General features: G+C 43.7%; 15 protein-coding genes. 9 read left to right on the plus strand and 6 right to left on the minus strand.

Annotated elements, in window-relative coordinates:
- The first annotated feature begins 4 nt into the window (after nucleotides 1–4).
- The 6 genes from L1271_RS21095 to pgsB are packed head-to-tail and all read left to right on the plus strand — an operon-like array spanning nucleotide 5 to nucleotide 16,320.
- On the plus strand, nucleotides 5–1,978 hold the full coding sequence (locus tag L1271_RS21095) for a hypothetical protein (protein ID WP_235368718.1): 1,974 nt from the start codon (nucleotides 5–7) through the stop codon (nucleotides 1,976–1,978).
- Nucleotides 1,979–5,083, plus strand: a complete 3,105-nt coding sequence (locus L1271_RS21100; protein WP_235368719.1) for a poly-gamma-glutamate biosynthesis protein PgsC/CapC — start codon at nucleotides 1,979–1,981, stop codon at nucleotides 5,081–5,083. It abuts the gene before it with no gap.
- Nucleotides 5,070–7,322, plus strand: coding sequence for a hypothetical protein (locus tag L1271_RS21105; protein WP_235368720.1), 2,253 nt, complete (start codon nucleotides 5,070–5,072; stop codon nucleotides 7,320–7,322). Before L1271_RS21100 ends, L1271_RS21105 begins: the two co-directional genes overlap by 14 nt.
- Nucleotides 7,309–8,061: a hypothetical protein gene (locus L1271_RS21110; protein WP_235368721.1), complete on the plus strand. Its 753-nt coding sequence runs from the start codon at nucleotides 7,309–7,311 to the stop codon at nucleotides 8,059–8,061. Before L1271_RS21105 ends, L1271_RS21110 begins: the two co-directional genes overlap by 14 nt.
- Nucleotides 8,040–12,263 (plus strand): hypothetical protein, encoded by a 4,224-nt coding sequence (locus tag L1271_RS21115; protein ID WP_235368722.1) that lies wholly within the window; start codon nucleotides 8,040–8,042, stop codon nucleotides 12,261–12,263. Before L1271_RS21110 ends, L1271_RS21115 begins: the two co-directional genes overlap by 22 nt.
- A complete protein-coding gene (pgsB, locus tag L1271_RS21120) occupies nucleotides 12,253–16,320 on the plus strand; it encodes a poly-gamma-glutamate synthase PgsB (RefSeq protein ID WP_235368723.1) in 4,068 nt (1,355 codons plus the stop codon). Before L1271_RS21115 ends, pgsB begins: the two co-directional genes overlap by 11 nt.
- Nucleotides 16,321–16,331: 11 nt before the next feature.
- Here the strand turns inward: pgsB and L1271_RS21125 are convergent, their stop codons facing one another.
- Nucleotides 16,332–16,511, minus strand: a complete 180-nt coding sequence (locus L1271_RS21125) for a hypothetical protein (protein ID WP_095727329.1) — start codon at nucleotides 16,509–16,511, stop codon at nucleotides 16,332–16,334.
- Between the two features lie 100 nt (nucleotides 16,512–16,611).
- On the opposite strand from L1271_RS21125, the gene L1271_RS21130 reads away from it, so the two are divergent.
- Together L1271_RS21130 and L1271_RS21135 are read left to right on the plus strand one after the other, a co-directional pair.
- Nucleotides 16,612–17,649, plus strand: a complete 1,038-nt coding sequence (locus L1271_RS21130; protein ID WP_199539695.1) for an NAD(P)H-dependent flavin oxidoreductase — start codon at nucleotides 16,612–16,614, stop codon at nucleotides 17,647–17,649.
- 113 nt (nucleotides 17,650–17,762) lie between these two features.
- Nucleotides 17,763–18,779, plus strand: coding sequence for a UDP-N-acetylglucosamine 2-epimerase (locus tag L1271_RS21135; protein WP_235368724.1), 1,017 nt, complete (start codon nucleotides 17,763–17,765; stop codon nucleotides 18,777–18,779).
- A gap of 72 nt (nucleotides 18,780–18,851) precedes the next feature.
- Here L1271_RS21135 and L1271_RS21140 read toward each other — a convergent pair whose 3' ends face one another.
- The 3 genes from L1271_RS21140 to L1271_RS21150 form a co-directional block, all read right to left on the minus strand.
- On the minus strand, nucleotides 18,852–19,010 hold the full coding sequence (locus L1271_RS21140; RefSeq protein ID WP_167310207.1) for a hypothetical protein: 159 nt from the start codon (nucleotides 19,008–19,010) through the stop codon (nucleotides 18,852–18,854).
- Between the two features lie 111 nt (nucleotides 19,011–19,121).
- A complete protein-coding gene (locus L1271_RS21145) occupies nucleotides 19,122–19,289 on the minus strand; it encodes a hypothetical protein (RefSeq protein ID WP_017217813.1) in 168 nt (55 codons plus the stop codon).
- Between the two features lie 244 nt (nucleotides 19,290–19,533).
- Nucleotides 19,534–20,007, minus strand: coding sequence for a VOC family protein (locus L1271_RS21150; protein WP_235368725.1), 474 nt, complete (start codon nucleotides 20,005–20,007; stop codon nucleotides 19,534–19,536).
- Nucleotides 20,008–20,204: 197 nt separating this feature from the next.
- On the opposite strand from L1271_RS21150, the gene L1271_RS21155 reads away from it, so the two are divergent.
- Nucleotides 20,205–22,757 carry an Ig-like domain-containing protein gene (locus tag L1271_RS21155; protein ID WP_235368726.1) on the plus strand — a complete coding sequence of 851 codons (2,553 nt, stop codon included), beginning with the start codon at nucleotides 20,205–20,207 and terminating at the stop codon, nucleotides 22,755–22,757.
- A 266-nt stretch (nucleotides 22,758–23,023) separates the two neighbouring features.
- Here the strand turns inward: L1271_RS21155 and L1271_RS21160 are convergent, their stop codons facing one another.
- Together L1271_RS21160 and L1271_RS21165 are read right to left on the minus strand one after the other, a co-directional pair.
- Entirely contained in the window at nucleotides 23,024–24,088 is a 1,065-nt protein-coding gene (locus L1271_RS21160; RefSeq protein WP_235368727.1) for a helix-turn-helix domain-containing protein, read from the minus strand.
- A complete protein-coding gene (locus tag L1271_RS21165) occupies nucleotides 24,085–24,873 on the minus strand; it encodes a CPBP family intramembrane glutamic endopeptidase (protein ID WP_102056341.1) in 789 nt (262 codons plus the stop codon). Before L1271_RS21165 ends, L1271_RS21160 begins: the two co-directional genes overlap by 4 nt.
- Nucleotides 24,874–25,074 lie beyond the last annotated feature (201 nt).

Raw genomic sequence — 25,074 nt, forward strand, 5'->3', positions numbered from 1 at the left:
AAGCATGTCGATTTTTAGTCAATTAAACTTTATAAAACGCCAACGTGAGTTTTGGCTATTTATGAGTTTATTCGCTATTTTGTTGATCGCGTCAGCATCAGGCTTATATAAACAGGTAAACCTAATTGGGTTACAATGGTTTTCCAAGCTCAACACCACGCAAGCAACGCAAGTAGTCGTGATTGAAGCGGAAAACTTACAGCAACAACATCAGCAGTTAGCAAAAATACTCTCTGGCTATCAACCAAAAGCCGTTGTGTTCTTTGCAAATACCGAACTTTCGCCACAACAAAACAATGACTCAATTTACTATCCATTCAATACGCAATCGGTTTGTTTATTGGAGACAGAAAATTGGTACGGCAGCGCAATTAGTCTCGCACCACCAGCAGGCGCGTGTGACATATTGTGGGATAAAATATTTCCGCAGCATGGTGAATACCTCAACAAAATCATAGACTACTCGCTGCCTTATTATTCACTACCAAAATTTAGTGCGCAGAGAGTGCTTGATGGTGACTTATTCACCGCACAACTTAGCGAAAAGGTCATCTTAGTTGCTCAGCACTCAAAATTTTCACGCTTGAATAGTAATGCTTATTTTGGGGCGCAAGAACTTCCGCCTGTTTACCTACAAGCATTTATTGCCAATAGCTTTGCATCCGACAGCTTTATTCAGCCTTTAAATAAAGTGACGATAGTCGCACTCATGGTACTAGCATCAATATTTTTCTTAGTGTGGTACCAAAGAAATGCGACCAAGACCAATGTCATCATTGCGATATCCACCAGCATATTACTGATCATAAGTGGCCTTGCTGCGCATCATTGGTACTCCGTGTTATTGCCGCTTGGTGAGTTGTTTTCCTTGATATGGCTATCGCTAATTTGGGTGTTTATTTCACTGAAGTGGTCAGAAGAGGAAAACTTAAAATCACTGATAGCCCTAATCCAGCAACGTATGATGGGTCGATACTTACCACGGCATTTTCTTGAGCATAACGAACCTTGGGATGCAATCATCCAACTGGTTAATCAACAGCTCAACCTGAAAAGAAGTATCTTTCTCACCCGCTTAGAGGGGGACCACAGAGTAACTGAAATACGTGCAATACACTGTCAGCTCAGCGATATCTTAGAGATGCGGAGAGACTACGAGCGAGTACCCTATTCAGATGCAATCAAAGCGTTTGGTGCCATCAAAATTACCCGCCCTTTCTTCCAACATCTAGCTGAAGATGAGCAGCAGTATATCGCGCCTTTGATGTACGCAGGTGATGTTCGGGGTTTTTGGGCGCTAACCGTCACTCCTCAAGACAACTTTGATGAGCAAGCATTTATTAAAAATGTAAATCTCTTTGCACATCAAATCGGTGAATTATTATTCCACTATAAAGTGTTTTCTGCTGAGCAAAAAAACCTCAAAAGCACACTGACTCGGGCGCTGACCTTTTCTCTGAAAGAGCCACTAAGTCATAAAATCAAAAATGCAATTAATGAGATGGATCAAAAACTCACCTCACTGGAGCATGTCTTCAACCAGCTTCACAGTGCCAGTATTTTATATAACTTATTTGGCCAAATTGTGCAGGTAAATGAATCTCTTGAACGCTTTGCTAGAGAACATAAGCTGTCTATTTTCGACATGTCCGCCTTAGACTTACTTTGTCGCTGTACCGAGATGGATAGTGAACAAGCTAAAGGAAAGCTGCGCTATTTAACCCTAAAACGTGGCAAAATCGTATTACCCGTATATTTAGACAATCGAACTTATTTACTGAGCATTCGCGCCTTACTCAAACAATCAACCAGCCTTAACGCCAGCACCCCATTTGAAACCAGCGGGGTGTTGTTTGAATTTATTGACCTTGGCGAGCAGTTATCTCAGCTAGATGATAAAGAAGCCTTTTTAACACACTTGTCAGAGCAGCTTGCGGTTAACGAGCAACTTTTGCCTGAAGAGTGGGATGAGGAATAGATGGACTGGACGCTGACGCTATTCCCAAGCGCGGGCGGACTTGGGCAATCCGTTATCACGTGTGTTTGGATAGGCATCGCGGTTGTCGCATTTTTCAATCTAAGGTTTGGTTTCCCGTTAACTGGTTTAGTGGTGCCAGGTTACCTAGTCCCTTTATTTATCGTGAGCCCAACATCGGCTTGGGTGATCATTGTTGAGGCCATTGTTGTTTATAGCTTAATGCGGTTTTTTGCCAAAACACTTGTTGAGCGACTGGGCTATGCAGAAATGTTTGGCCGTGACCGATTTTTTGCCATCGTTTTGTTAAGCATTATTGTTCGAGTTACCATGGATGTGCTGTTTTGGCCGCTGGTCGCCGCGTACTTAACACAATGGGACATCACTTTTGATTACGCCGCACAGCTGTATAGCCTCGGGCTGATTATCATCGCCTTGACCGCCAATGTAATGTGGAATGGTGGCTTTAAATATGGCATAAAAGTCACCGCTATTCAGTTGGTTGTTACCTATATCATCATTCGTTTTGGATTGATGGCGTTTACCAACTTTAGCATTGCCAATCTTGCCGTCATGTACGAAGCTGTTGCAGCCTCAATTATTGCAGCCCCTAAAGCTTATATTATCTTGGTGATCACCGCTTTTATCGCATCAAGGGCTAATTTAAAGTACGGCTGGGAATTCAATGGCATTATGCTGCCAGCGCTGCTAGCACTACAACTGATGCAACCCACTAAGCTGCTCACATCATTCGTAGAAACAGCGATTATTTTGGTCTTTGGATATGTAGTCTTAAACTTTACCCGTTTAAAACACGCCAATATCGAAGGCGCGCGACTCATGCTGCTGTTTTTTAATATCGGCTTTGTCTACAAACTGATTTTAAACTACGTCGTCGTCGGTTACTTCCCAACCTTAAAAGTGACCGATACCTTTGCTTTTGGCTACATGCTATCGACCTTACTCGCCCTTAAAATTTACCAAAAAAATGCGCTAGGCCTTGTGATCCGTGCAACTTTTCAAACTTCAATTGTTGGTGGCTTTATCGCCATCTGTATTGGTTTTGCAATTATGGTTATTCCAAGCCTATTCGTACAAAGTAATACATTAGCGATAAATGAAACAGCCAGCGATTTAACGCTCGGCCAAGTGATCAGTAATTACAAGAGCCAGCTGTATACTCAAAATGCGGCTAACGTTAATGTCAGTCAATATGTGACCGAGCAGCAACGTAGCCACTTTAAACAAGCAATTAGGTTGCTTAAGCAGGATAGTGAGTCACACTATGTCGAGGCCGCCACCTTACTGCGTCAAGCCGACTTTTCTTTGCAACGTACAACACAATTTTTAGTAATAAAAGACAATCAACAAGATCACAAGCGCGGTCTGTTTATCATTAATTTAACTGCTCAAAAAGCCCATATCATCAGCGTCCCCTACCCCACTGCAGAGCGGCTTGCCAGTGAGGCGGGTGGGATATTGTTTTCCTATTGGCAAAGCCAGGCAATGGCGTTTGGCAATGCGCGACCTAACCAAAGTGGCGATAAGAACGGTAAACAAAGCGAGTTCTATAGTGACTTTTTTATGGCGATGGATATTCCAGAGGTCGTCCAACTCAGAGAAATTAATCGGCAAGTAAGCCAGTTGATGCACCAACACAGTTTAAAAGAAGACGCACAGATGTGGATATTTAACAGTGTGCCAAGCTCAGTACAACAATCTGAACTTGCTACCTTGTTTAACATCAACGATGCACACTTTGGTCTCGCGGCAAATGCACCTTTACCTTACAACCAGTTCCATGGCCAGATGATTGAGGCGTATTTAAACTCGGATAGCTATTCGTCGTTGCTAAGCGCATATGGCCTGCAACGTATCGACAAAGACATAGATAGAATAAGCACAAGCGATGAGAGCATACAGGCACTTATTGAAGCATTTTCTAGTCACATTAGCGCCAAGGGTAGCGGTGCATTTAGCGCACTGAGCGATACCAGTGCTGCACTGTGGGAATATGAAGTGTTAAGGCCGCTATTTGCCATCACCCAAAACCTCGAGATAGTAACAACGCCGGAAACGCTTGAGGTAAGGTTGAGCCAGATAAATCGCGTAGCAAACCTATTACAGTATCAATTAACTTTAGTTGAAAATAACCAAGGGCAATTCGTTGCAATTTCTCCTTTAGATACCAAATCTGCCTATAATTTGGGTCAAGGGGTGTACTTTATTGCCTTGCTGGCTAAACCATCCCTCACCATTGCGGTGCCTAGACCACTCTTTGAAAGTAACACCTTGGAGTTCTCTGGGCAGTTGTTTACGGCCACCCATGCAAAGTTACTGGCAATCGCTGGTGCTCATCCGTATACCAGCATAGATGCAAATGTAATGGCAGCCGACAACGTGCGGTCATTATTTAATGTGGTGTATCAAAGTGCACAGCGCTACTTTTACGACAACCCCTTACTTAATTTACAGATCCGCAGTCATAGCGCGCCAGCAAGCATCAGACCTTCAGCGCTTGCATACCAATTCACAACGCCTAACCCTATTCATAATGACACTATTGCTAAACTTCAAAGGGTGCTAGCTGATCTTGGTGTTAATACTCAAACCGTATTGGGACAACAAGCAACCAGAGGATTAGAACTCGGTACCACACCGCAGTCGGGGTATCAGCTGTTCGCGCCAAAAAGTGAGTTAGCAGCACTGTGGTTGGCATCAGATTTTAAATCGCACTTTGCCATTACCAACGATGCTTTATTGCAACGCCTTTTAGCCGTTGCACACACACCTAAACTCAAAATAATCGATTTGCTTGCCCTCTCTCCAAATGATTGGCATGAGGCCAGTGCACAATTTATTGACGCACTTAATGTGGCCACTGGGCGTTATGCCACCACCCAACATTTACCGGTGCTCCAAGCACTTTGTCAATTTGAAAGCCAATGTAAAATAAGCGCCTTTAGCACGCATAGAAATGGTGAGCTGGGATTAATGTTTACCCGTGACAACGCACTGCTCGCGCTATACTTACCAAGAAGAAATCGCATTATTGATTTAGCCACTTATGCAAAAGCGGTTCATGAGGGGCGTTATGTACTGGATTAAGCAGGTATTACGATTTGCTATTTTTACGGCTTTGCTGCTACTTTTTGTTTGGTTCGCCGTCACTTTATTTGTGTGGGTAAAATCGGCGGAGCCTTCAAATACCTCGACCTTGTTTAATATTCGCTCCAATGTTCATTGGCTAAAAACCGACAGTGCACTGAAGTTTTCCTTTTCTCCGTCTCGGACCATGTCTGTTCGGGTGTTGTCCAATGGGATATTCGAATCGCAACCACTGGATGATCAGCCCGTCAACTATGCTATTGAATATAAGTTACTTGATGCAAAAGGAGCGATTATTTATCGCGGTACTTATCACCATGCAGCTAAAGCCGCCTCGAACGACTTTCAGCAACAAGTAAAACAGATCATTGAAAACCGTGAAGCGTTGGCCGTGGCGTCTGGACAATCCTTTTATTTAAATCGTGAAGAGTTACAACAGGCTGCAACCATCACGTTAAAGCTAATACCAGAAAATGCTCAGCTTAAAGGCGTGGTAGTACGCGTCCATGCCCAAACCAGTAACAGTATTATCGACCCTGCCAAAGCATGGCTGAAAAGGCCAACTGAGTGGCGTGAACGCATGACGAATTACCACACCATAGGTGAAAACGCCTTAACCAACGAAGAAAAATACAATTCGGTCATGTTAGATTGGCAAAAGCTAGCGCCACAGGGCGTGCCTAACATCGACTTTCGTGCTGACTTGTTATATGAGTCACTCCCCTACAATGTGCTTAATCATGATTTTTCGACCCAGCTAGACTTAGACAGTTTGTTGATTTCGGAGCAGCTAAGCGCCAGTTTTCGTGTCTATGAACACACTGAATATTTATTAAGCCATCCCGAAAATGCAAACCTTACTTTTGTTTGGCATGATTTACGCCAACTCAGCGCGCCTAAGCGACTAACTCCTGAGATGCTAGCCACTACCCAATCTAGACTGAGCAACTTACCTACAGGCCTTGTTACCATTAGCGCAAACGCCCCCACCAGCATTCGGGTATTTAGCAATGGCGTCGACCCTATAGTCCCGCTGCATAGTTATTATTATATGCTCAACGCGCAAACGCCGGTTTACTATCAAGTCTCTCCTAAAAGCGATATCGCTTTAGAGTGGCGCGCGCCCATGGGCAGCACTCTCTCTGTGAGCCTCTATAACAACAATGAGCGGATCAAGGACTATGTTTTTACCGCAACGGCGGAGCAAGCTTTGTTTGATAGACTGATAACTGAAACCACGGAGCGACAAACCTTACCAACCGCAGAGAAGCGTTATTTGGCAATACCAGATAACGTTAATCAAATTAAAATTGAAGCCGAAGACGCGATGGTGAAGCTGCAAGCCCGCAGCCCAACATTTAATTACCTGAATCATCGCTGTGACCCAATGTGCGACCCTGAAAGTCCAATTTATCAGGGGATTGACGCATGGTTTAGCCAAAAGGCCGACAACCATTACCTCTTTCACACACAAAAGCAGATAGCATCGGTGCGCTTATTTGAAGCACCACCAGAAGTACCTGAGTTGCTGCCTCAATACCGCTCCAAAGACTTAGATCAGCTTTTAGCTGTATCGGATATCGCGTTGGTGCCCATTGAGCAAGCTTACTTTGATAACTCAGTACCGCAAATGGAGTTTGAATATCGTCAGGTAGCTAAATCTGCACTCTTTAAGCTCGGTAAAGCAACAAGCTACCCAAGCAGTGTGATTGTGAAGCAAAAGCGCAAACCTACACTATTTGAAGTTCCGTTAAACAGCTTACAAATAGAGGAGTTAGCGAACACCCAAGCACTTTTCATCAATCAAGGGCTTCCAAGAACCGTGCGGAAGATCCGCCTGTACAAAGTGGCAAAAACAACGCCACTTACCGTTGCTGTTAGTGAGAATAACTTGCAACCTAACGCTTTGGTCGTCAAAGTGTTTAGTGCCGAACCTCAAGCTGAAATCACGGTAGCAACCGCTCTGGATAGCACAAAAGTAATCACCCCAAGCGATGAATACACGATTTTAGCTAAACACTTTGTCTTACACCTAAACCCTGCACAAACGAGGATGTTTTTTAACCCTAATCACGCAGAGCTGTACGAGTACCCAAGTATTACTTTGCCACTGTTTCAAGACTTAACATCGCCTAAAACCATGACGCTTCGCTTTTCACATGATGTTTGGATAAGTGTATTAGAGGAACATGAACAGCCTGATGCAACATTAAACTGGTGGCAAGATGAAACGCCTTAGTCGCTACGCACTTTACATGGCATTGTGCTTGTCATTGAATGTTAACGCTGCGGTTCCCGACAGCAGCAAAATGGCGCACTGGTTTAAGCAACCTGTAGCACTTGATGGCTGGCAATTTACGCACCAAGCAGAGCAATTTACACTGACGCCAAAGCCTCAAAGTGACGCGCACGGCGAAGTCACGTATGCGCCAACGCATCGACCTTGCGTGGTGTCTGTTCCACATCGCTTTCATGATAAACATACGCTGATCATTGGTGAGCACATTTTCCAGCACAGTTGCCAAGTGTTACTGAACAACACAAAACACAGATACGATAACAATGACACTGGTAAAACCTATGATTACGCCAAGCAACCTCACAATATTCACGCGTCAGCTATCATAGCTTTTACATCTTTACACCCAATAGCAAAAGTGTTCCAAATACATGGGTTTAGTCAGAAGAAGCGAAAAACCGACGCCGGTAAACTAAGCGAAATAATTTTAAGCCAAGGCAAAACAAATGACGACACACTATGGAAGTTGAAGTCTTGTCTTGTTAAGCAAGGTTATCGGGCGCTGATTTACCCTCAAGAAGTGCAAGAACTTGGCGGGACGCAAAATATCATGCATCAGCTTGCGCTTCCTGAATATAGCTTTATCCATATTGAGCTAAGCTATCAAACAAGAAAGCAATTAATTAATAACAATCAACAACTAGAGCAGTTTACTAAATGCGTGCAATCACTTTTATAATGACACTACTGCTGTTTGCAACGATATCCCGAGCCAATGAGGTAGGGATACAAACGGCTGCCCAATGGATTGATCTGTCACGTATGCAATTTATCCAAGCCAATGCTAACAAGCACTTTGCACCGCAGCAAAAAGCGTGGCTGTTTTTGCCAAGTCACGCGTGGTTAGTCACAACGCCAAGTGCCCTCGACACATTCGAATTTTTTGCGGGGCAAACCCCAGAACTACGACGTGCCATTCCAACATCCGATTGGTTATGTATTCAATCCCGCTGCCAACTGAGTGCAATAGCACAAAACCGCTTAATTCAGGTTGCTTACACCGGTGATAACGCTCAATCTCTCGCGCTTTGGCAAGGCAGCATGCATAGCCACAGAGATCCGTATCGAAGCGCACTTAGACTGCCAGGGCTTGACGACCAAACACTGCAATTAGCGCAAGATACAGAGCGCTGGTTTCACCTACAACCTACACAAATGACAAGCTTGTTCTTTGAGCACGCCAAAAAGCTCAAACTAGAAGTTCGAAAAGATCTACACGCGATTGCGCAAAATGGTACTGTCACAATTAAAGTCAACGGTGAGGTTATAAGCACCATTGCAATATCAGACATCCAAGCGGATGAGTACCTTGAGCCTAAAGTCGGCTTGTCTAACCAAGATTATATTGCTGTCCCGCAAGGTAGTTATCTCACTATCACAACATCGGTGCCTGCCTACCTTAACTTACTACAAATGCACCGTGGTATTTACGACGATAATGCAGGAATAAAGCAGCAAGAGTCGCTATTTAGTCCGTATTGGAATAAACAGCTGAACGAGCAGCTCAGCGCCCTTTACATGAATGGTGATACTTCTCCACTCACTTTTAACGCTTCTGACACGGCGTTAGCGGTCAAACGTAAGCAAATGCTTAACGATATTGCCTCTACGGTGTATTTTTTAACGCCAAGCTCCCCTCAACCGCTCACTCATCATGTTGCGATAAGTGGAGTAACACTGGGCAGCCGCAGCGCCGCTGGGCAAGTGCTGCTCACTTCAAGCGCTCAGCGAGTCAATTACATTACATCGCCTCAGCCACTGAAGTATCATCTTGAGAACATACTGAGAATTGATAATGCAATTACCTTGTATGTTCGAGCAAGAACGCCAGAACGCTTAACCATCACCAGCGAGCATGGCCAACATACGCTGCTTGTTGCGCCTAGCAGTCATTTTCAAAGACTTACCCTACACATGAATCCAGCATCCAAAGTTGTGATGATTGAAGGGGCTAAGCAAGCGCTTGATATCGCTGTAGCAATAAACCGCGTACAACCATTTCCCGACTTCTTAACCATGACGCAAGAAGCGCTAGGCCAAGGGTCATTGGTTCAAGGTCTGCTGGCAAGAAGCAAACAAAATCGAGCGGACACTTACTATTTATCTCTTAGCGGGCTGAGTGCACCGGAACTAAGTGTTAAGACAGACAACCACGACCAGTTTACTGCCACTAAAGTACTTGCGGAACTGCAAATGGTAGCAAAGACCAAACCACTCATGGCGCTTGCGAAACTGAAGCCGTATTTGAGTGGGCATAGTGAGCAAGTTGCGCTAATGGCTTGGCAACTGAATATTGCTATTTTGACTCAGCTAGAACGCAGTGGAAACGCCGAGGTATTACTAAAATCACTGCTAATAAGCACCGCTCAATCTTTAAGAGAGTACGCTGCCAATGAACTACTCTCGAGATATTTAGCACAGAATGAATATATCCAAGCTAGCCTATTATGCGCTGCCCACGAAACTGATATCACGCAATATCAATGCGATGATATCCTGTTGACGTACCTGCTTGACTCTGGGCTTCAGCAAGAAGCGCTGTGGACAAGCCAGCAAATGGCATTAACACCAAAACAGGCCGAACAAGTCGCGGCAATTCAAACAAACGAACTGACCCAGCCTCAATACAGCCTTAATCACTATGGCCTACAAGCCGTGGAGTCACTGGATAATCAAACTGAGCTGTACCCGCTAGGTTCAGGTAAACCCATCAAACTGGTTGCTAAAACGCCTTTGACGGTCAAGCTAAGTGCACGTGCTGCGTACCAAGGACAAGAATACAAAAATACTCAATGGCTGCTATATGAACACAACGCCAAAACCCGGATTTTACCCATATTTAGTGATATTGCAGCAAACTTGCAATTGCAGCCACAAGCGACTCGATTATCTGTTGCATCGCAGCAATATATTCAATTAGCGGCAAATGAAAGCCTCACACTTTTCAGTAGTAATGAGTTGTTTGTAGAGATCCGGGTGCAACCAGAAACCGCTAACACTCCAGCTTTTGCAGATAAGTCTGCGCACTTGGTTAGTAGCACTGATGCGAACATAGCAGATGAGCTCAGTGCTAAAGAAATTGCGATAAATGCCTTGTATCAATTGAGTCAGCAAACATTGTCTAACGAAAGCTACAACAGGGTCCTTCAACGTCTGCACCCGAGTTTATCGGATGATGCCGTTTTAACCGATTTATATGCCCGCTTGATGCGCTATGGTCAATGGCTTGCTGCGGAACAATACACGAGTTATGTGGGCACACAAAAGGTAAAAGTTGATACGCTTGCGGCGCAAAGCGTTGGTGACCAGATCACCGCTCACCTCACAGAAAATCAGCCGTCAGGCCTGCCACTCAGAGCAAACGAAATACTGACTATTGATTTTTCTGAGTATCAACAAGTTCAAGTAAGAGTAAAGTTTGCCTACTCTGCTGCCAAGCAAATCGTGGCACCGCCTGCTAATGTAGAGCTGGTGGGGCCAAGTCAAGGTGATGTGATCTCGCTGCAGCCAACGCAACCGCTCTATTACGGCATTAAACAAGTTGAGACGCGACAAGGACTATTGCAATTGCGTTGGCTCAACCCTTTATCGGGGCAAAGCGTTAGCGTACGTCCGCAATACTTTGGCCAAGGTCAATGGCATGATATCCCATTGGATACGAGGCAAATTTTTTATCGCTCTGATGAAACAACCCCAATCACGGCGAAATTAACTAGAGATAGTCTGATTAAAATTGAAACCTTTGCCAATGGTATTAGAAATGAAGCCACCTATTTTCACCCGGCAGGACAAGTCTCACTAACTGGCCAACAACAGCAAACGTTAGCACGCATGTCTATCTGGACGTTAAGTCCAACTTTGCATCGCGTTAACCTAGTACCTGAAGTGCCAATGTTCTTAAAAGCCAAACAACAGTTAACACCAACAAATGCTGAGCCCAAATTTCAGCAAGCTCGTATTGAAACTGATGAAAGTCGCACTGGCGTCGAAGGATTTTTGAATATTGATAGCGACGACATTGTACAGACAACGGAGCCTAGCCCCAGCCGTACCACACTCGATTTAGGTTTATCGTTGAGAGTGAAGGATGAGAATAACTGGTACCGCATCGATACTTTCTTCACGATGGATAATCATCACCAAGACACCTTCTCTATCAATGGTCAATACGATTGGCTCTCTCAGCAGTCGAACTGGTTTGCAGAAGCGAGGGTGCGTAATCGTTGGCAGGATGCAACGGCTATCAGTGAAACCCATTTAAGCTCTAGTATTTCGGCAAAGTTTGGCCAAATTCACCGTTATAACAGCGGTTTTAGAAGCATTTGGTGGTGGCAGCCTTTTTACACTTACACCAGTATCAGCAAGGACGAATTTATTGCAGATGAGCAAATTGGCCCTGATATGTACACCTTTTACCGTAATAATCATAAGCACGGCTGGCAAGCGCATGCTGGGCTGCGCTATCAGCCTTGGGTTGATAGTTACTTCAGCTCCGGCGTTACACTGACGTCAAATCAAGATTGGCAAACGCTCGACAATGCACTGTTTTCATTTGATTGGTATCAATTTTATCAAGGCCATATTTTCCACGCTGGATTAACATCAAGCTATGTATTTGCCGATCAGAACCGTCCTAATCCAACCTGGCAATACTTAACTCAATTGGGTTGGCAAACGGGTTTTGACTTTAGTCATAACACAGCGGGTTGGTTAGGTGTAACTTGGACTCAAGACTGGTTTAACAATACCCATCAGGTTGGGCTACAAGTACGTTTAGGCAATTTACAGCAAACCGCTTTTGCCCCCTATGCTCACGATGAAATTATTTTTGAATCGTTACAGCTAAGTCATTTATTAGAGCAAGATTTACATGAGCGTTGAAGCCTTAAAGAGTCAATTAGAAGCCCTATTTTTTGCCGAAACTGAAAAGTTTTGGCTGAACTTGTATCAACATAAATACAGTGCGTTGATCGACGAATTGTGCGCATGGGAACTCATTTACAATCGCCCTGAAAACGAGGATGAAACCGACTGGCTGGTACTTCAATCTATCGCCTTTTTGCGGCATAAAATTGAGACCCTACATGAGCAAATTTTGCTGCTCGAGGTATCCCACACCGGATTTGTACAGCGTATCGCTAAGTCTGAATTTGCCAGTGAAAAAGAGCTACATATTATCGCCTATGCTCAAGAACTTGGCACCACTAAAGTCGCGTTAGAACAAGATAAAAAAGCATTTTCGCGATGGTTTGACGAAGGCGCTGTAGTTGCTCGATATCAACATCAAGTTGCCACGATAGAACAGCAAATTAAGTTTTTAATTGCCAAACTTGGCGCCCTAACTAACCGATATTTACGTGCTCATCACGATACTCTAGAAAATGCTTGGCAACGTTTGGATTTGCAGCCATTTTGCTTAAATTTACTCGCCCATAGCCAAAATCAACATATTCGTCATGGCTTGATCCGTGCACTAGTCAATATGGTCGCAACCTTGAACAACTATGAGGTTGACTCGGAATTAGACGCAGAGCTTATCGCCAAACTTATTGAGTTGCTTGAGTCTGACAATATGCCCTATCAAGCCACCGTCGATATTCTAGAGATCTTAATACATCAACGCCCCACCTTTATTCGTGCCTACATGTGGGCTTTGCTTGAAGAAGCGAACGACATTGAAAATAGTCAGCAAGTTGATGCAGAAGTGCTCTATATTTTGAGTATCTTCCCTAAAATTATTGTCAGCCAGCCAAAGCTTACAGAAAAAGATCTCAATATGCTTTGTGCACTCAGCGAGCACACCTTGCCCAGAGTGCGCCAAGTTACGCTAGAGTTTGTCGAGTTTTATCCCACATCCTTTGCACAAGAGTTAATCGCCAAACGGTTTGAGCAAGAAAGTGAAAATGCCGTACTTTTCACCTTGATAAAACAGTTATCCGCAGACCGCTTTTGCCAGCAGAACTTTGCATTTTTACTGTGGCAACGTGTGCTAACAGGCGACTTTAGTATGCAGCTCAAGCGCTTAGCGCTTGAGCAAAGCGCACGTATTATGCTGAATATGCAACTTGAATCAAATCAAGCCGAACTCTGCTTCAAACGGTTTATTGATACCTTAAATGACTGCTTATCGAACGAAACAAACATCGCCGTTTGCCGTTATATCACCAGAGCCAGGGAACAGCTAGGTAGCTTCTATCATCAAGCCATCATCGCGCAGCTCAATGCTTCTCTTGAAGCCAACGAACAAAGTGACGCATTGGCAACTTGGTCTCGTGATGAACTGGGCCGCTCACTTTCTTATATTGCACAGCGCGGTCAAAGTCTTAATGCCTCAAAAACAAAAGCTGGCTGGCGTATCCAACAAGGATATCGTCAAGCAAGAAGATTATGGCGAGTAATACACGAAATAAGACAACCAAGTACCGATAAACGTCAAAGCTATTCCCATACCAAAGCGAAAAAGCCCAGCGTATCGATCCACGTCCCTAGCTGCACTACCGCGGAAATTAGCGAAACAAAAGTGCCGGGGGAGTTGCTCTTTAATATCGCCGAACAAACGAGCCGACCACATCTACCATTACTCGACTTTTTGCTAAGTGTACTGACTAATGACCACAGTAAAGAAGACGCCAAAACCTATACGCCGGATGGTATTTTAGCCGTTACTCCGCCATCGACTTTGTGGCGACGCCTTAAGGCGTACTGGACCATAACATGGCAGTTTGCAGAGCTAGACCGCTTACGAAAGGGCAACGAACTTGAGCAAGGTAAGTATTTGGATACACTTAACACGCTGGGGTTTTCTCTACACTTTAGTGCCTATGGCGACATCGCAAAAACGCCATTTCCTGTCGCGAAAGACATTCAGCAACTTTATACTCGCTCTGGTGTCACCTCTGCGCTACTCACCATTTGGAGCAGTTTTAAAGAATACGTCGATGCCATTTATCAAAATAGTATTTCGCAGCTGGTTTTCTTTGTGCTTGCATTTATTAGCTACTTTTGGACTCGGCATATTTATGTCAGTAAAAGAATAAAACAAAATCGAAAACACATTCCGGTGTCCATTGGCGGCTGGGGAACACGAGGAAAATCAGGAACCGAGAGGCTGAAGTCGGCCTTATTTAGCAGTTTGGCGCTGAGAGTCGTGAGCAAGACCACGGGCTGTGAAGCAATGCTTATCTATTCAAAAATTTCTGGTGAGCAATATGAGATCCCACTATTTCGGCCTTTCGACAAAGCGAGTATTTGGGAGCAAGCTGATGTGCTACATTTTGCAAAGCAGGTAAAAGCGGACGTTTTCCTGTGGGAATGTATGGGCCTGACTCCGAGATATGTAAAAATTCTAGTGCGCTGGATGAAAGATAACTTCGCCACCATTACTAATGCCTACCCAGATCATGAAGATATTTTAGGCCCAACAGGCTTGGATGTAGCAAAAGAGATGTCTGCCTTTTTGGGTTACAACACCCAAGTGTTCACCGCCGAGCAGAATATGGCTTCAGTACTCAACTTGGCGGCGGAGCAAAAAAACACGTCACTCATTCAGATTCATTGGGGTGATGGGTATCAAATAACGCCTGACATTCTCGCAAAATATCCCTATGTTGAGCATCCGGATAACATCGCCTTAGTCTGCAAAATGGCGCAATATATTGGCATCAATAAAGACTATGTGTTCAAAGAAACGGCTTCTAGGGTTATTCCCGATGTTGGCGTGCTTCAGCAGTTTACGACTGCAAAGATTGGTGCAATCAGTCAAAGTTTTATCAACAGCATGTCTGCCAACGAACGCCTAGCAACGATAGAAAATTGGAAACGCTTAAACATCGTCGAACAGGGAAAGCAGGCGCAAATTGTTGCATTAATTAATAATCGTAACGACCGTGTAGCGCGCTCGCAAGTATTTGCGAACATTATGGCCAATGATCTGCATTTTGATGCCATTGTGGTGATCGGCACCAATATCGATGGCTTCTTTAAGTACTTTATGGTTGCACTGGAAAATCTCTTACACAGTATTTTCAGCAATAACGACCACAACGCACTGCGCGATTTACTCAGGCGCCTTAGGCTCACATTATCGCGAGATGCGCTGATCGCATCATTAAATACTACGACAGACAAGCTACCTGAGTCTGCGTTTTCAAGCCTCGACTCGCTGCAGTCGCAACTTAATAATGAGGACGACACACATCACCCTACTCTAAAGCGTTTTGAAGCGTGGACAATTGCCCAGTCGCTTTTGGAAGTTGAAGACCTGAGCACTAGGCTTTCGCAAACCGCAGCGCTTGCAGAGCAACTTGCCTCTCTCAAATGTACGTTAGTGCATGATAGCGACATCAAGCCTGATGCTTTAAACCAAATCATCGCAAAACAAGCACTGCCAAATGAACACCAAATTATCGTCGGCATGCAAAATATCAAAGGCGCGGGACTGGGCTATGTTTACATGTGGCAAAAGTGGCAGTTGTTTAATCAGCATTGCGAGCGCCTGAGCCACCGCAGCGTGACACAAACTGAGTTTAGAAATGGCTTAAGTAGAATTATACAACAAGAGGAACTCAGCGCGATTGAATGCCAATACTTAGCTGACAAGCTCGACTTGTTCGAAGCGTTGCCCAATGCCCAAAGCGAATTTAGCCAAGCTGAATTAACGCAAATAAAGCGCAAACTAGAGCAACAAACACAACGCTTAGAAAGTAAAGATAATACCCGAGTTCGCTCGCCGCTAACACGCTTTTTGAATAAATTGGTCGAGTCATTTTTAGATGCCGGCGCGGCGGTAAAAAGAAAGAAAATAGCAGTTCAGGTATACAAAGATATCGCCGACTTTAGGATCACAATAGAAAAGGCAACCCTTATTTTAAGTGAATTAAATCGTTCACAAAAACCGGGATGGTTGAAGTTACAAAATGGTAAGCGCCGCAAAAAATAGCTCGGCGCTTGTTACCCGGCCACCAAAACGTAGATAAGTTTAATGATCAGCGTCACCATTAATAAAGGCAGTACATATTTGGCATACTTTTGCATTTTATCTAGCCCTAAGCGCTGCTGATACTTTTCCAACAGCGGTATCAAGACAACCAATGCGATGACTAAACTCACTAATAATATAACTACGTTCATCTTAGCTCCTCTTTCTAAACAGGTATCTTACAACCAGTATTCACTTCACGCAAAATTCCAGCTATGCTCATAAACACATCTGACCAGTAGAATAACAATGATGAAAACTGCTATCACCGAATTATTTGGCATCGAAAAACCCATTATATTACCCGGCATGAGCTGGATTTCTGTCCCTGAGCTTGTTGCGGCAGTGAGCAATGCTGGTGGCTTAGGTATTTTAGCCACGGGCCCGCTCAGTCAGGACGAGACACGTCAAGCAATACGAAAAATTCGTGCACTCACCGATAAACCTTTTGGTATTGGTGTGACGTTAATGATGCCAGGCGCCAAAGAAAATGCCAAAGTCGCATTAGAAGAGCAAGTGCCTGTTATCAATTTTTCTTTAGGAAAAGGCGATTGGCTAGTACAAGCAGCTAAAGCCTACGGCGGAAAAGTCATTGCCACAGTGGTGACGCAAAAGCATGCATTAGCAGCACAAAAATCTGGCGTTGATGCGCTATTAGTTACAGGTCATGAGGCCGCAGCCCATGGTGGTGAAGTGACTTCACTGTGTTTAGTGCCGAGCATAGTCGATATCGTCAATATACCTGTAATTGCCGCAGGGGGATTTGCCGATGGTCGAGGACTTATCGCCGCGCTAGCGCTTGGCGCAGAGGGCATTGCGATGGGCTCTCGTTTTGCAACATCTAAAGAAAGCCCTTTGCATCAACATGTCAAAAATACCGTTGTGGAAAAAGACGTTGAACAGACGATTTATTCCAAAAACTTCGATGGTCTTTATGCTCGAGTAATGAAAACCCCCATGGCTGAAAAGGCAACGCGCCGCCCGATGAACTTTTTCATGGCCATCATAAAATCATTCAAGGCTGCAAAAATGGTCGACATGCCCTTATGGAAGCTACTACTAGGACTGTTATCTCAATTCGATAAAATTAAGATGCTGTCACTCTTTGGTGCCGCCACCGAAAAGCTTGAAGCCGCCACAATCCACGGAGATTTAGACCATGGCGTGCAATTTATTGGTCAATCTCAAGGCTTAATTCGAGAAATCGAATCAGTACAAACCTTAATGGATAACATGATGGCTCAAGCCACTGAGGTGCATTCACGTATCAGCAACAGTACAGCCAAGTAACGGATGTTTGGTATTGATGCGGTAAAAGCGGTATTATTTGCTTAATATAGCTCTGGCCCTAGCTGCGCCATTCAAGTGCTGGCCATAAACTCTGATTTTATAAGTGACTTTCAATGCCTAAACATTATCTTTTCTACATTGAGCAGCCATATAGCTTTGCCATTCTAAGACCCCTCCAAAATGCTATCCGTGCAAACGGTGATGTGGTGAAATGGTTTTTAAAAGGTAAAGATGTAAACTCAAGTTCACTTGCACCAGACGAATCAGAGTTACTGAGCGTAGAGGACGTCAAGGCGTTTAACCCCAGAGCAGTATTTGTACCTGGAAACGTTGTTCCTGACTTTTTTCCAGGCGCCAAAGTGCAAGTATTTCACGGATTGGAATATAAAAAGAAAGGTCACTTTGGGATCCGCGGTTTCTTCGATTTGTATTGTACTCACGGCCCAATTACCACTGCGCCATTTAACCAACTTGCACAAAAACATGGTTATTTCTCAGTGATTGAAACTGGCTGGCCAAAACTCGACCCTTATTTTGATTACACCAAGCAAGAGAATGAAAAGCCAGTCATACTGTACGCTCCCACTTTTTCACCCAATCTCACGTCGCTTGAAGCATTACATGCACAAATCAAACAGCTCGCAGAATCAGGAAAATACAAAGTCCAACTTAAGTTTCATCCTAAGACGAAACAGCAGTGGCAACAGATGTACATAGAACTTGAAACCATCAGCGACTTTGAAATCGCCGGAAATGACAATCTTATTCCACTCATTCAGCAAGCCGATGTGGTGATTTCTGATACCTCTAGCGCCGTTGATGAGTCACTATTAATTGGTAAACCGGTTATCACTTTTAATAATCACCAACCTCAAGATGCCTTAATCAATATTACCGACGCAGGCCAATTATCTGCAGCGGTTGAACAAGCACTCAACCTCTCCGACGCACAAAGTGAACGTATTGAGCAATATATTCAGCAAGTGCACCCTTACCGCGATGGTAAAAGCGCCGAGCGCATACTCGCTGCAACAGAGACCGTAATTGCTGCTGGATTAAAGCGTAAACCGCTTAATTTATTGAGACGTTACAAAATACGTAAAGCATTGAATTACATGAAGATAAATTAAAAACAGGTTGCTTTTCGGAAATAAAAAAGCTCACTTAACTGTGAGCTTATGCAAGTTACTTTATCACTAACCTTAACACTCACACTGCCAGTATTGGTTACCAGTTTCCGTCAAAGGCGGACGACAACGAATACCTGTCGCACCACCAGCGATGTTTGGTGTTTGCTCTTGAGGCAAGCTTTGTTGTTTATCTAATTGTTTTAATGCTGTTTTTTTAAATTTCAATTTCATCTTATTATCCTTGAGTTAATCTTAATTTATAAATTATGTTGTTTAAGGTTGATAGTCCAACAAGTAGATTCTCCACCTCATCAGGCTAACCTAAAACACTGCTCGACTATACTAACAACGGCACTGACCATAATCCGTACCAGTCAACGTTTCCGTTAAACGGCATGGGATTCTGGTATTTGGCTCAGCACCGCCAGCTACTTGAGGGGTTTGCTGTAAAGGTAGGTTTTGGTTTTTATCTAGTTGCTTCAACGCTGATTTTTTTAATTTTAATTTCATTATCATTTCCTTGAAATAGTCGTTTAGTGATCAAAATTTATCACTAATTCTTAAGCTGCCATGAAAAAATAAAAAATTCAACATTATTAACAATAAAATCAACTTTAAAATTCACTCACCACAAATACAACACTTAACCACATGTTAAATAATAACTTCTAACCAAGCACCTCAAAGAAACGCACCATCAAAAACAAACAAAAAATTAATAAATCTGCAATCTAATGAGATAAGCTTACCTCAACTAGGCATCTTGTTGCTTATCCATAAAATCAGCCATACGCGCGAGTAACTCGGTTTCTGTGAGATCTTCTTTATGCGTGCCAATCGTCCAGACATGACCAAATGGGTCTCGTAGCGTTCCCGCCCTATCACCATAAAACTGATCACAAACGGGCGTGACTTGCTGTGCCCCCAATTCAATTGCCCCCGCAAACACAGTGTCCACATCGTCAACATACAACATCAAGCTAACAGGCGTACCACCAAGCTCACAGGGATCTTTAAAGTGCATATCAGGGCACATATCTGAAAGCATCACATAAGAGTTACCAATCAGCAGCTCCGCATGTGCTATTCCTCCATCTGGTATAGGTAACTGAAGCTTTACGCTCGCGCCAAAAGCAGCTCGGTAAAATTCGATAGCTTTTGCTGCACCAGCCACAATGAGGTAAGGCGTGAGTGAATGATAACCGGAGGGAATTGAAGAAGTCGCCATTATATGGATCCTATAAAGTCCGTTAAATTCCCTCTAAACCTAGCCGATTATTTGAAATATGCGAATTAAAATTGCGATGCTCAGGTTATTGCAGCGATGAGATTTACTCATAACTCGAGTGTTGATTAACGAATTATTTACCTATATGCTAATTTGGTTTTGTTCATAAAACACACAACAACATGTAAGGGATCAGTATGAAACCAACTTCTATATTACGATTGGCTTGGACGAGTGGTGCTCTCATCCTCGCAGGCCAAGCAAACTCCTACGACTGTAGTAATTTAAGCCCTTGGTCTGAACAACAAGTCTACAGACAAGGGGATATCACACAGTCCCAAAACCAAGCATATGAAGCAAAGTGGTATAGTCAGAACGACAATCCAGCAGGCCACTCCGGTCCTTATGATGTCTGGCGGTCATTGGGGACTTGTGCAACGGGGTCAGGTCAAGCGCCAAGTGTCGTACTCACCAGCCCAAATAATGGCGCGGTGCTGGGCGAAAATGACAGCGCTGTTTTTTCCGCTAATGCCAATGATGTCGATGGTGACCTGGCTTATGTCGAATTCTTAGTAAATGGGCAAGTTATCGCTACGGACACTACCGCGCCATTTCAAACCACTTGGAACGCAGTACTTGGCGAATACGATATCAGTGCAATTGCCACCGATGCCCAAGGGCTAACCGGAAGTTCGCAATCAGCACGGATCACAGTAAAACCGGGCGGAGGAAATTTACCACCGAACGTATCCATTGTAGCGCCAGCCAGCGGTCAGCAGTTCTATCAAGGCGATATGGTAGGGATCAGCATCACAGCTGAAGATAGCGACGGTACTATTGCGAGAGTGGAAATTAGCGTGAACAATCAGCTTGTCGCGAACCTAACAACCTCTCCTTTTGAGTTCCAATTCCAAGCGGAGCAAGTTGGCGTAAACCAACTAAATGTAAAAGCGATGGATAATCAAGGCTTGGTAAGTGAGGCAAACCTTGCCATCGATGTGCTAACAAAAGTGGGAGGTGGCTGCCTAGGCCTTAGAGCATATAGCGCTGGACAAAATTACCAGGCTGGTGAACTCGTCGCTCATAATAATCATAAATATCGCTGTGATATTGCAGGTTGGTGTAGCTCAAACGCGCAATGGGCATATGAGCCAGGTGCAGGCCAGTATTGGAGCGATGCATGGAGCGATTTAGGGATCTGTGCAATCGCGCCAACCGTAACGTTCGAAAGCCCGTCCAATAATGGTACTGTTTTGGTCAATGCGCCCACCACTATCTCTGTCAGTGCTCAAGATACAGACGGCAGTATTGCTACACTGTCACTCTATGCCGGCAACACACTCCTTGCCACAGCCAATCAAGGAACACTTAGTCACAGCTGGACACCGACAGCCCTCAATCCGGTGAGTTTAAAAGCCATTGCCGTGGATAACGAAAGTAATCAAAGCGAGCAAACAATTACAGTGAATGTTACAGATAAACCGATTTCCGTTGATTTACTCGCCCCCACTAGCGGCAGCCAAATTACCTTGGGTAATTCCACTCAATTGATTGCACAAGCATCCTCTTTTGTTGGACAAATCACTCAAGTACAGTTTTATGCTGATGGCGTGTTACTCAATACAGACACAACGCCACCCTACGAATATAGTTATGCACCGGCCTCAATCGGCACAAAAACACTTTATGCCACGGCCATCAACGACAATAATGATCAGCTGTCCAGTAGCGGCGTGACTGTTCAAGTCATCGACAAACCCATCGGTAAAAAGCACAAACTGATTGGCTATTGGCATAACTTTGTCAATCCAGCTGGTTGCCCTATTCCACTTGATCAGATGTCTACTGCTTGGGACATCATAGATATTGCCTTTGCTGAAAATGATAGAAATTCGAATGGTACAGTGCACTTCACACCATTTGAAAAAGACATTCGCTCTAACTGCCCGCCTATCGACCCGGTAAAATTCAAATCCGACATGCAGGCACTACAAGCGCAAGGTAAAGTTTTTGTGCTAAGCCTTGGTGGTGCAGAAGGCACAATTACCCTCAATACGGATGCCGATGAAGCGGCATTTGTTAGTAGCCTCACCGATATTATTCAACAATGGGGATTTGACGGGCTCGATATCGACTTAGAGAGTGGCTCGAACCTTGTGCATGGCTCTCAGATCCAAGCTCGGCTGCCTAGAGCATTAAAGCAAATTGAACAAAATATTGGTGGCAATATGGTACTTACCATGGCCCCCGAGCATCCCTATGTACATGGTGGCATGATTGCCTATTCAGGTATTTGGGGCGCTTATATTCCACTTATAAACGAGCTACGCGATACATTAGATTTACTTCACGTACAGCTATACAACAATGGCGGCCTACCTAACCCATACGAACCGGGAAGCGCCCCTGAGGGCTCAGTGAACATGATGGTTGCCCATGCAAAAATGTTGATTGAGGGATTTGATCTTGCTGATGGCACCCGCTTTGCACCACTTAGGGATGACCAAGTAGCCATCGGTCTACCTTCTGGTCCACAGTCGGCAAATTCAGGTCAAGCGCCTATCGGCAATATCATCAATGCCTTAGATTGTTTAACCAAAGGTACAGGATGTGGCACTATCCAACCAAGTAAGACTTATCCGAACTTTGGTGGCGTGATGACATGGTCGATTAACTGGGACAAATACGATGGCTATAACTTCTCTCAACCCATTGGTGATAAATTAACGCAGATGAATCAGGGGAATTAATACCAACTGCTCAGGGTGAGATGCCCTGATTGTGTGATTTTTATACCAGCTATTTTAAGTATTGGAGTATTACTTCAATTGGTATTATTCCTCGAACAGGACTGATACTAAGCCACATAAATATCACTATTGTTTATGAACACAAGGAAGTGTTCATTTTCAAGCTGGCTTTTACAACAGTCCACTCAGCCCGGCAGGCTGGCAAAATGTAGAAATGCCAATCAAGCACAGCTCTTGAAATTTGCAAACTAGCCTGTCATCTTAAGCTAATTCAATACCGACTTTTTACGGTACTCTGTAGGCGTGCAACCCACTCGCTGCTTAAAAATATTATAGAAACAAGATTTAGAGTTAAACCCTGATTCATAAGCTATTGTTGTAACTTGTTGGGCTGGTGATCGCAGTAATAAACGCTTTGACTCTTCTACCCTAAGGTTGTTCATATAATCATAAAAGTTTGAATGATAGATCAGGTTTATCGCTTGAGACACTTCGTGGGTAGTCATCACACACGCATTGGCTAACTCGTTAAGCGTTAAACCGTTGCGCAGATACAATTTCTGCTTCTTAACTTCGCTATCTATTTTAGTAAACACCTTCTCAATGCCCTTTAACGCCTCCTTTTCTACCGTCACTTGAGTATCTAAAGGGGCAATTGCAGAAGGAGCAATAAAATCAACTTTGGTGCTTAGTAACAGAGCAAAAATAAACAACAGCCAATGTGTATCAAGCCAAAAGAGCTGAGGCATAAATGGCGATGTACAGACTAAAATCGCCATCGCCGTAATTAAGTAGAGCCACCACTTAAACCAGCTAACATCATGACGTTGCACGTTTGAGAAGTGTGCCTTAATAGAGTCGAGATATTCCTTCAATAGTGCAAACGTAAACATGAGATATGGCAATAAGCTTCCCAAAAAAAGTAAACTAAAAAAAGTGAGAAACAACCTATTTTGCTGTAATTCTGGATATATCTTTTGAGCGCAAATACTCAGTATGAAAAACATCATAATCGGACTTAAGTGCAGTACCACTTTACTCCAACTAAAACGTTTACATAGTGCCGATGCATATAAATAGGTCAAAGGCCCGAGTACTAGGTTTAGGCTGGTAATAAGTAACGCCCAATAACCCTGACCTTCCGTCAAAAGTCTGTTTTGAACAAAAAACTCATCCGCCAACAAAGTAGCCAAAACAACAAACAGTCCAATCAGGTGACCCGAGGTATGCTCATCATCAAGCTGAGCATACCTCAATCGCATTAGTCGCACAGCAAGTAGTATGTATAAAATACTGGCAATAAATAGCGGCAAGGTCTTCCAATCTATCAATTTACTTCCTTATTCACTAACCAACGCTTGAGCACCGCTTCTTCCGATTTATAAAGGATCATCACGCCGTAAACAAACAGCGGAAAACACACAATGATAGCAGGAACGGTGGCAATAAAAGAGGCAGCTTCAGCCTTCGTAGGATCATGACCCATAAAGCTAAACCAATTAATGAGTATATGTATAACAATAAGCGGAATTAAGCTTCTAGTTCTTAGGTAACATGCCGCAAACCCCATACCAATAAAGGTCGCATAAATAACCTGTCCAATTATTACACCAATTGAATCCGGTTTTTCAAACACGTTCACCAAATGAACTATACCAAACGAAAGCGCAGAGAAGAATGCAGCTTTCAACACTGGACGCCGAGCGCCACCACTGACATAACAGCAAAGTAATATGTACACTACAATACCTCGGCATAACACCTCTTCTAAAATTCCAGTGAAAAGGGTTGAGATACTACCAATAGCAATTTCCGAAAACGAATGCGGGTACCACTGAGAAATATTGATTGATACGTATGCCAGTGGCAATACAAAAAGATACCAGTATTGTTTGGCATCTACGGTTAACCAATATATTTTTTCCCAGACTTTTAAGTATCTAGCAATCAAAATGACAAACACTACACCGAGTAAATTCTCAGTAAAGTTACGCCAATGTGGAGATCCACTAAACCATCCTGCTAACTCCCACCCTAGTCGCTGTACTAAAATAGCTCCAAGATATGCTAGAAAGACCTGAATATAAATTGCTCGCTGCGAAAAATTGAAACGCATTCTGTTACTCCTTTATAAACTTGAGCAAAGAATCTACCGCACTAGCTCAGTTTATACGTCCTGCTAGTTAATTGGAGTAAATATAAAAAAGTAACTTTCTATTTCAATTAGTTAAAAGAGCTTTAACTCATACATTTTCTCCGCCTATGCACTCGTTACTTTGGTTTTTGAGCACAGTTATTTTTAAATGCTAGCCCTAAA

Origin of the sequence: Pseudoalteromonas sp. OF5H-5 (assembly GCF_021530695.1) — a bacterium.
Classification (GTDB): Bacteria; Pseudomonadota; Gammaproteobacteria; order Enterobacterales; family Alteromonadaceae; genus Pseudoalteromonas.